Source organism: Acidovorax sp. GW821-FHT09A11 (genome assembly GCF_059418365.1).
Window position 1 is genome coordinate 434908 of the sequence record NZ_JBWKPS010000005.1, and the last position, 7157, is coordinate 442064.

The following is a 7157-nucleotide window of genomic DNA, read 5'->3' on the forward strand; positions in this document are numbered from 1 at the left end:
TGTGACCTGGGCCGCGCCCCACCCGCCTGCCCCCGACTACAGCCCACAAGGCGAGTTTCCCGATGACGCGCAACCTCCAGACAAGCCCTGCGGCCCTGCCCACGCTCGAACCGCAGCGCGCGGCCAGCCCCGCCAGCACATCGCCGCCAGCCCCAGCAGCCACGAAGTGGGCGCGGCCGTACCTGTCGGTGCGGTGGAAATTTGCGTTCGCATTGTTCGCCGGAGTGGTGTGGATGGCTTTTTCCATCTATGCCGCGGATGCCTGGGTGCACGATCTGGCGCGGGTCATCAGCCCGTGGGCGGCCTACCCGGTGATCTACGGCATCGCGGTGGTGCCGGGCTTCATGAACGCATTCCTGGTGGTCAGCCTGTTGCTGGACCGGCGCCCCGCGGCAAGACACTCCAGCGCGCGCCTGCCGGGAATCACCATCCTCGTGGCGGCCTACAACGAGGAGGAAAGCATCGTCTCCACGATCGAGAGCATCTCGCGCCAGGAATACGAGGGGCCGTTGCAGGTCGTGGTGATCAATGATGGCTCGAAGGATTCCACCGCCGAAAAGCTCGCGGGCCTGGACTATCCGTGGCTGCAGGTGCTCAACCTTGAACACAACGTGGGCAAGGCCAACGCGCTCAACGCCGGCCTGGCCCTGGTCCGCCACCACCTGACCATCACCGTCGACGGGGACTCCTACCTTCACCACAGCGCGCTGCACAACCTGGTACGCCGCTACATGAGCGATCCGCCCAACACCCGTGCCGTGGCAGGCGCGGTACTCGTGCGCAATTCCCGCAAGAACATGGTCACGGCCATTCAGGAATGGGACTATTTCCATGGCATTGCCGCCATCAAGCGCCTGCAGAGCCTGTACCAGGGCACCCTCGTGGCCCAAGGCGCGTTTTCCGTGTACGACACGGCCATCCTTCGCGAACTCGGCGGATGGGCCCATACGGTGGGTGAAGACATCGTGCTCACATGGGCGATCCTGGAGCGCGGACATCGCGTCGGCTTCGCGGAGAACGCCTGCCTTTTCACGAACGCACCCGATACCTGGCTGCAGTTCATCCGCCAGCGCCAGCGCTGGTCGCGAGGGCTCATCGAGGCCTTCAAATCGCACTGGCGCCTGCTGTTCAAGCCGCGCATGACCACCTTGTTCATCTGGTGGAACCTGCTGTTCCCCTACATGGATCTGGTCTATACGTTCGCCTTCGTTCCAGGCCTCGTGCTGGCGCTGTTTGGCGTGTACTGGATCGCGGGGCCCATGACGCTGCTGGTGCTGCCGCTCGCTATGATCGTCAACTACCTCATGTTCACCGTCCAGGCCAAGATGTTCACCGAACAGGGGCTCAAGGTCCGCCGCAACGTGCTGGGGTTTATCTTCTACGCCTTGTTTTACAGCGTGGTGCTGCAGCCCGCATGCGTGCTGGGCTACATCAAGGAACTGGTCAGCCGGTCAAAGAATTGGGGTACGAAATGAAGGGGCGTTTCATTGGCGCGCTGGCGGTGCTCTGTGCCTGCGGCGTGCAGGCACAGTCGGTTTCGGGCTCGTTCTTCGCCAGCCGCGATTCAGACGACTTCCATGAAAGCAGGCAGACGCTGGGCTATGCGAATGCGGCTGGCTGGGGCCTGCGCGCCGGAGCCCTGCGCTACACGGCGCCGGGCTGGGCGGCCAGCGGCAGCCTCGCGGCAGGCACCTACAAGCAAACCAGCAAGGAACGCACCATCGACGCCAGTCTGGGCGCCGCCCGCGTGGCGGGCACCAGCTACCTCGTGGGGGGGCTCGACTACATGGAGCGGCTGACCCCTTCCACGGCGCTGGGGGTGAGCGTGGAAAGAGACCTGGTGAACTCCATCCGAGGCATCGAGAACGGCACGCATTTCACAGCCCTGGCACTGGTTCTCGACCACGCCTTCACCGAGCGATTCAACGTCGGGGTGGCGGCAGGCACGGCGCTGTTCTCCAACGACAACAACCGCCCAATACTGCGCACCCGCTGGAACTACTCGCTGGACGAACGCTATGGGCTCAATGCCTACATAAAAACGCGCAGCTACCACAACACCAACGCCTACCGGCCAGAGTACTTCTCACCAGAGCGGCTGCATGAGGCATCGGCGGGCCTGTCGTCGCGGTTCGAGGTGGCGCAGGTGGTGGTGCTGAGCGCCAGCATCGATGCCGGCCAGCAGCGCGTCGATGGCGCGTCGGAGCCGATATGGCGGGGCGCCATCGGCCTCGCATCACGGCGCAGCAGCCCGGTCCAGTGGTTTGTCGGCATCGAGGCCAGCAACACGGCGCCCTTGTTCTCCGGCCAGGCCGGGTCATACCGGTACACCAGCGCTTCCGGACGGGTGAGCCTGCCCTTCTGATCACCGATGAGGCCGGGCACATGCGAGACTCACTGGCCGTGGGGGCGATGCAACTGCAATCGCAGGCGTGTCGCCACAGGTACGCAGGCAGCGTGGATGCGCTGTGTCAAATGAAACGCTTCTTGGACTGTACGGGATCAAAACCATGATGCTCTTTCGCCGCCGCATCGCAGCTCTCCTCGTTCTGGCCGCCGGAGCTTTTCTGTCCTCGGCCTATGCTCAGGATCTGACTGTCTCGAAGAGCCATGCCGGGAGCTTCTTGCAAGGCCAGGTGGGGGCCACCTATACCGTGTCGGTGTCCAATACCGGGGGTGCGCCCAGTGCGGGTGCAGTCACCGTCTCGGACACGGTGCCTGCCGGACTCACTCCCACAGCGGCAGCGGGTGCTGGCTGGGTCTGCAGCATCGTGGCCCAATCTGTCTCATGCACCCGCAGCGATCCGCTCGCCGCTGGCGCAAGCTATCCACCGATCACCTTGACCGTGAATGTGTCGCCGGCAGCGCCCCCGTCCCTGACGAACACCGTGACGGTTGCAGGGGGCGGGGATATCAACTCCTCGAACAATTCCGCATTGGATGTGACAACCATCGGGGCGGGCCCCGATCTTGTGCTCACCAAAGGCCATACAGGCAATTTCACGCAAGGCCAGATTGGCGCCGCATATACATTGACGGTATCCAATACTGGCGGCTCGCCCACCTCAGGCCTCGTGACGCTGACCGATACTGTGCCTGCAGGATTGACACCGACTACCGCTTCAGGAACCGGCTGGACTTGCAACATTGCGGGCCAAACTGCCACATGCACTCGGTCAGATCCCTTGGCATCAGGCGCGAGTTATCCCGTCGTCACCTTGACCGTGAATGTCGCGGCCAATGCGCCAGCGAGCGTGACCAACACTGCTACGGTGACAGGAGGCAGCGATGTGAATGCAGCCAACAACACGGCTACCGATCCTGCGACAGTCATTCCGTTGCTACCGGATCTGACCGTGGCCATGCCGGCCAATGGCCCGTTCAGCCAGGGGCAGACAGGCGCCACCTACACGATCACTGCATCCAATGGCGGAGTGGGCCCGACGAGCGGCGCAGTCACCGTGACCGATGTCCTTCCTCCTGGGCTGAGTGCAACAGCCTTGGCGGGCGCTGGCTGGGCCTGCACGCTCGCGACGCTGACCTGCACCCGAAGCGATCCGCTGAGTGCGGGCGCGAGCTATCCCTCCATCACATTGACTGTGGGTATCGCGGCCAATGCACCCGCTTCGGTCACCAATGGCGCCCAGGTTTCTGGTGGTGGGGAGACGAATACCGCCAACAACCTTGCCACAGTGGTGACGGCTGTTGCTGTTGTACCCGTGTCGCCAGCCTCCATCCCCACCCTAACCGAGTGGGCCTTGGTTGGCCTGTCCGCACTGCTGGCCATGTTTGGGCTAGCGAGGATGCGGCGCCGCACTGCCTGATAGCCGCTTCGCTCCAGCCCCTACCCAGCAGCCTACCCATCGCTCCAGAGTTCAGAGGCTCCCGTCTGGCCGTGGGCCGCACGCTGGTGGCGGTGCTGGAAAACTACCAGCAGGCGGACGGCAGCGCAACGGTGCCCGAGGTACCGCCCCCCTGGGTAGCACTGCCGCGCGAAGGCCCTGAAAACCTTGCTATAATCGCAAGCTTCGACACACAGGAGAGGTGGCAGAGTGGTCGAATGTACCTGACTCGAAATCAGGCGTAGTGGCAACACTACCGTGGGTTCGAATCCCACCCTCTCCGCCAACAAGACTAAGCGCCATGCGGCTTCCAAGCCCATGGCGCTTTTTTACTCCACTTTCTACCCCCATTTCCAAATCTGTTGTATTGTGCGAATCTGGTTCACTTTGCAACAATCACTTCACTGGAAAACGTAGCTGCGGTAGGGAGACACCACAAGTTCAGCAACAAGTCTTAGCAAAGCCATGTTCGTGACAAGCGGGCTAGAGACAATGAAAGAACGCAGGGGTTAAGGTAGCACACGTGCTCCCGATCCCCATCATGTTTGCTGCTGTAGTCGGCGGCTTGCGCAGAATGCTCAACCGCTCCGAAGGCTGCTGCTTGAAGGCCCCTCCATAGTTTGGTGCGGCCCTACGCAGATAGGCTCTGCACCATTTGCTCAGCGAGCGCAAAGCAGGATTCGCTACTTACCGTCAGTCGAAGAGGCAAACGCAGTGTCCCTGGCTGTGTCAGGTTTGCTGCGTGCGCTGTCACATTTAGAGCGCCAGAGTACATGCCAGGCTCTTTCGAGCAGAGAATGTCCATCTCAAAAACTTCAGGCTCATGTACATGTCGCCACTGCTGACAGGTAAACGAGACACTTTCGCCTGGCTTTCCGGCTTGCCCCTCTTTGAAATAGAAGCCGTTGGGGTCTCGCTGCGACGGTGGCCTAAACATTGACGGCAAAGGCGTTGTCAGCCCCCGCCCGAGTGGTGAATCCGCAAGATCACGAAAGTTAGCCAGGACCCCCATACGCCCGGCACGCTTCCAAGTCCCCTTGGGCGCCGTAGGTGGATGCTGCAACGACATCCCGGCGTCTTCGTTCTCCCCCTTGTCCTCAGGCGGCAAGAGCAAGAACTTCCCGTCAAGCTTGAAAACTACGAGCGCATCATCCGCAGGACGGGAGCCGACATTTCCAATACTGATCGAAACTCGTGGCCATACAAGGCGAGAGTTGAGTCTCGCATGCAACTTTGCCAGCACTGCTCTACAAGCATCCACCCACTCCGCATGAGCGTCTTTGTAGCGTGCAATTTGCTCCGAAGTCGCCGGCGTGTACACCTCTTTAACACCCATAGGTAGCACCGACAGAACAGATGCATCGCTTGGGCGAATGACGCGCTCCTGCGGTTCAGATGATCCAAAGTCGGTCGCCAATGGATAGCGCTGGGTGAGCTTCAACAATAGACCTTGAATTTCGGCATCACCAAGCTCGGCATACACAGTGATAGTCGCCACCACGGGCACGTCATGCAGAGCTTTTAGCTCAAAGGCAGGCTCTGTATTTTTGTACTTGGCAATCTCCGCCTTCAACGCCTTTTCGCGTTTCTCCACCTCATCAGTCTCTGGCTGCAGAAGCCAATCCACTGGTACAACACTGTATGCAAGGCCTACAGCCTTTGCACTTGCCATTGGGCCTGTGTCATTGGTGAGAAGCCTTACCGCTTCAGTTGGACTGGCTTTATGGAAAGCCAACGCCGTTCCAACCAACTGATCATCGCGTTCCTCGTAGTCGAGCGTGTCCGCCACGTCTTCATCGCGGCGCAGATCGTGACGCAAACAAAGACGCACATCAGGCGCGGATCGCAGCATGATGCATCCCTCATCAACCTCAAGAAGTTGCCGGATTAAGCTTGATGCCGTCCGAGCCCTTGATGCTTGCCGCCCATTTCCCTTCCCCTTGAACGCATCAATCTCCGCCTGCACCGGCCTGGTTAGAACAATGTCAATGCAGCCCCACGCTCCAAAAGACGACCAGTCAACCTGCTCCAATGGTTTGCACTGCAGGAACACATTGGTATCAGGGAACAAATAGAGAGTTTTTTGAGTGCTCATACTTTTCGTACAACCGCGAATTCCGGTCAGTTGCCCAGCATGCACCTATTAGACCTGATCCACTTCTGCTGAAGCAAACACACGCCGACATTCAAGAATGTGATGCGTGTTATCTCGAAAGGATGAGCGTTAAAGTAGACTTGGAATCTTTCTTCGCGCGGTCGGCCGGATGTACTTCGCCAACGTCACATCACTTCGATGGCCCGTTTGCTCGCGTATTTGCCACGGCTGTAAACCCTTCTCTGCGGCGCTGGTGCAGTAGCCTGCCCGCAGACTGTGGCCGCTGACTTTCTTCGCATCTCCACCCACGCGCTCCACTGATGCCTTCACCACAAGCGCTACTGACTGCGCTGATAGCCCATGTCGCGCAACGCGGTCATGGCGGCTGACGGACCGAAAAACAAACCCCTCTTTGATTTCAGAAACGGCCAGCCAATGCACCAGGGTACGCACTGGACACCGGCTTTCATCATTGGCATGCGGGATGGACACCATCCGCCCGTTCTTGTCTTGATCGGTCTTCGAGCACGGCAAGAAGATTTCCATGCCGGTATGCAGGTGCGTGATGTGCTCCACCTTCACCGCCACCAACTCGGATCGGCGCATGGCACTGGCAAAGCCTACTAGCAGCAGAGCGCGGTCGCGTGCCGCTTTCACTGCGCTTTGCTGATTGGCCATGACCAACGCTGCCAGCAGATCGTCTTTGACCAGCGGCGTGACTTGGCGCTGCTTGGTACCAAGCGTCCGGCGAATGCCCTGCATCACGCGCTTCACAGCCTCACATCGGGCTGGAGACTCCAGATTCTTTTCGAGGTGAGCCTTGTGAATGGCGGTCAATCGCCGCTCCAAGGTGGCTACGGACAATTTCTCAGCGCACCGGGCCAGGTATTCGGCCAGAACGGCTGCGCTGGCTGGAACGCTCCCACCGTAGGCAAAAAAATGCTTCAGATCAGAGGCGTAAGCGCGCTTGGTAGCCACAGACTGACTGGCCGCGATGAACTGCTCGGCCGTGGCCGAAAAACCGCTCAGAACGCCCTCTGGCGGCGCTGGCTGAGTGCGGTTGGTTGTGGTGGTGCTGCGAGCAGACAAAGCTGCGCCAGCGCCCTCCTGCGGAGTGCGAATTTTCTTCATGATGAGTCCTATGTGTTGATTTCCACGCAGAAGTGACCCACTAACCCCCAGGATTTCCATCCAAATCTGATCCACGTACCAACCCTAAC

General features: G+C 60.2%; 5 protein-coding genes and 1 tRNA gene. 4 read left to right on the plus strand and 2 right to left on the minus strand.

The window, feature by feature from the left end; translation table 11 throughout:
* Nucleotides 1-62 precede the first annotated feature (62 nt).
* The 4 genes from AC07PV_RS16385 (at nt 63) to AC07PV_RS16400 (ending at nt 4128) form a co-directional block, all read left to right on the plus strand.
* Complete coding sequence (locus AC07PV_RS16385) at nt 63-1475, plus strand: glycosyltransferase family 2 protein (protein WP_492246538.1); 1413 nt, start codon at nt 63-65, stop codon at nt 1473-1475.
* The gene (locus AC07PV_RS16390) at nt 1472-2365 is read left to right on the plus strand and encodes a hypothetical protein (protein ID WP_218295787.1); all 894 of its coding nucleotides are present in this window, start codon (nt 1472-1474) and stop codon (nt 2363-2365) included. The genes AC07PV_RS16385 and AC07PV_RS16390 overlap by 4 nt, the downstream gene beginning before the upstream one ends.
* A gap of 145 nt (nt 2366-2510) precedes the next feature.
* The gene (locus tag AC07PV_RS16395; protein ID WP_494630778.1) at nt 2511-3824 is read left to right on the plus strand and encodes an IPTL-CTERM sorting domain-containing protein; all 1314 of its coding nucleotides are present in this window, start codon (nt 2511-2513) and stop codon (nt 3822-3824) included.
* A gap of 214 nt (nt 3825-4038) precedes the next feature.
* Nucleotides 4039-4128: transfer RNA gene (locus tag AC07PV_RS16400), tRNA-Ser, on the plus strand.
* 345 nt (nt 4129-4473) lie between these two features.
* On the opposite strand, the gene AC07PV_RS16405 is transcribed toward AC07PV_RS16400, so the two are convergent.
* Both AC07PV_RS16405 and AC07PV_RS16410 read right to left on the minus strand, forming a co-directional pair.
* The gene (locus AC07PV_RS16405) at nt 4474-5937 is read right to left on the minus strand and encodes a PIN domain-containing protein (RefSeq protein WP_494630780.1); all 1464 of its coding nucleotides are present in this window, start codon (nt 5935-5937) and stop codon (nt 4474-4476) included.
* A gap of 129 nt (nt 5938-6066) precedes the next feature.
* Nucleotides 6067-7068 carry a site-specific integrase gene (locus tag AC07PV_RS16410; RefSeq protein WP_494630781.1) on the minus strand — a complete coding sequence of 334 codons (1002 nt, stop codon included), beginning with the start codon at nt 7066-7068 and terminating at the stop codon, nt 6067-6069.
* Nucleotides 7069-7157: the final 89 nt, after the last annotated feature.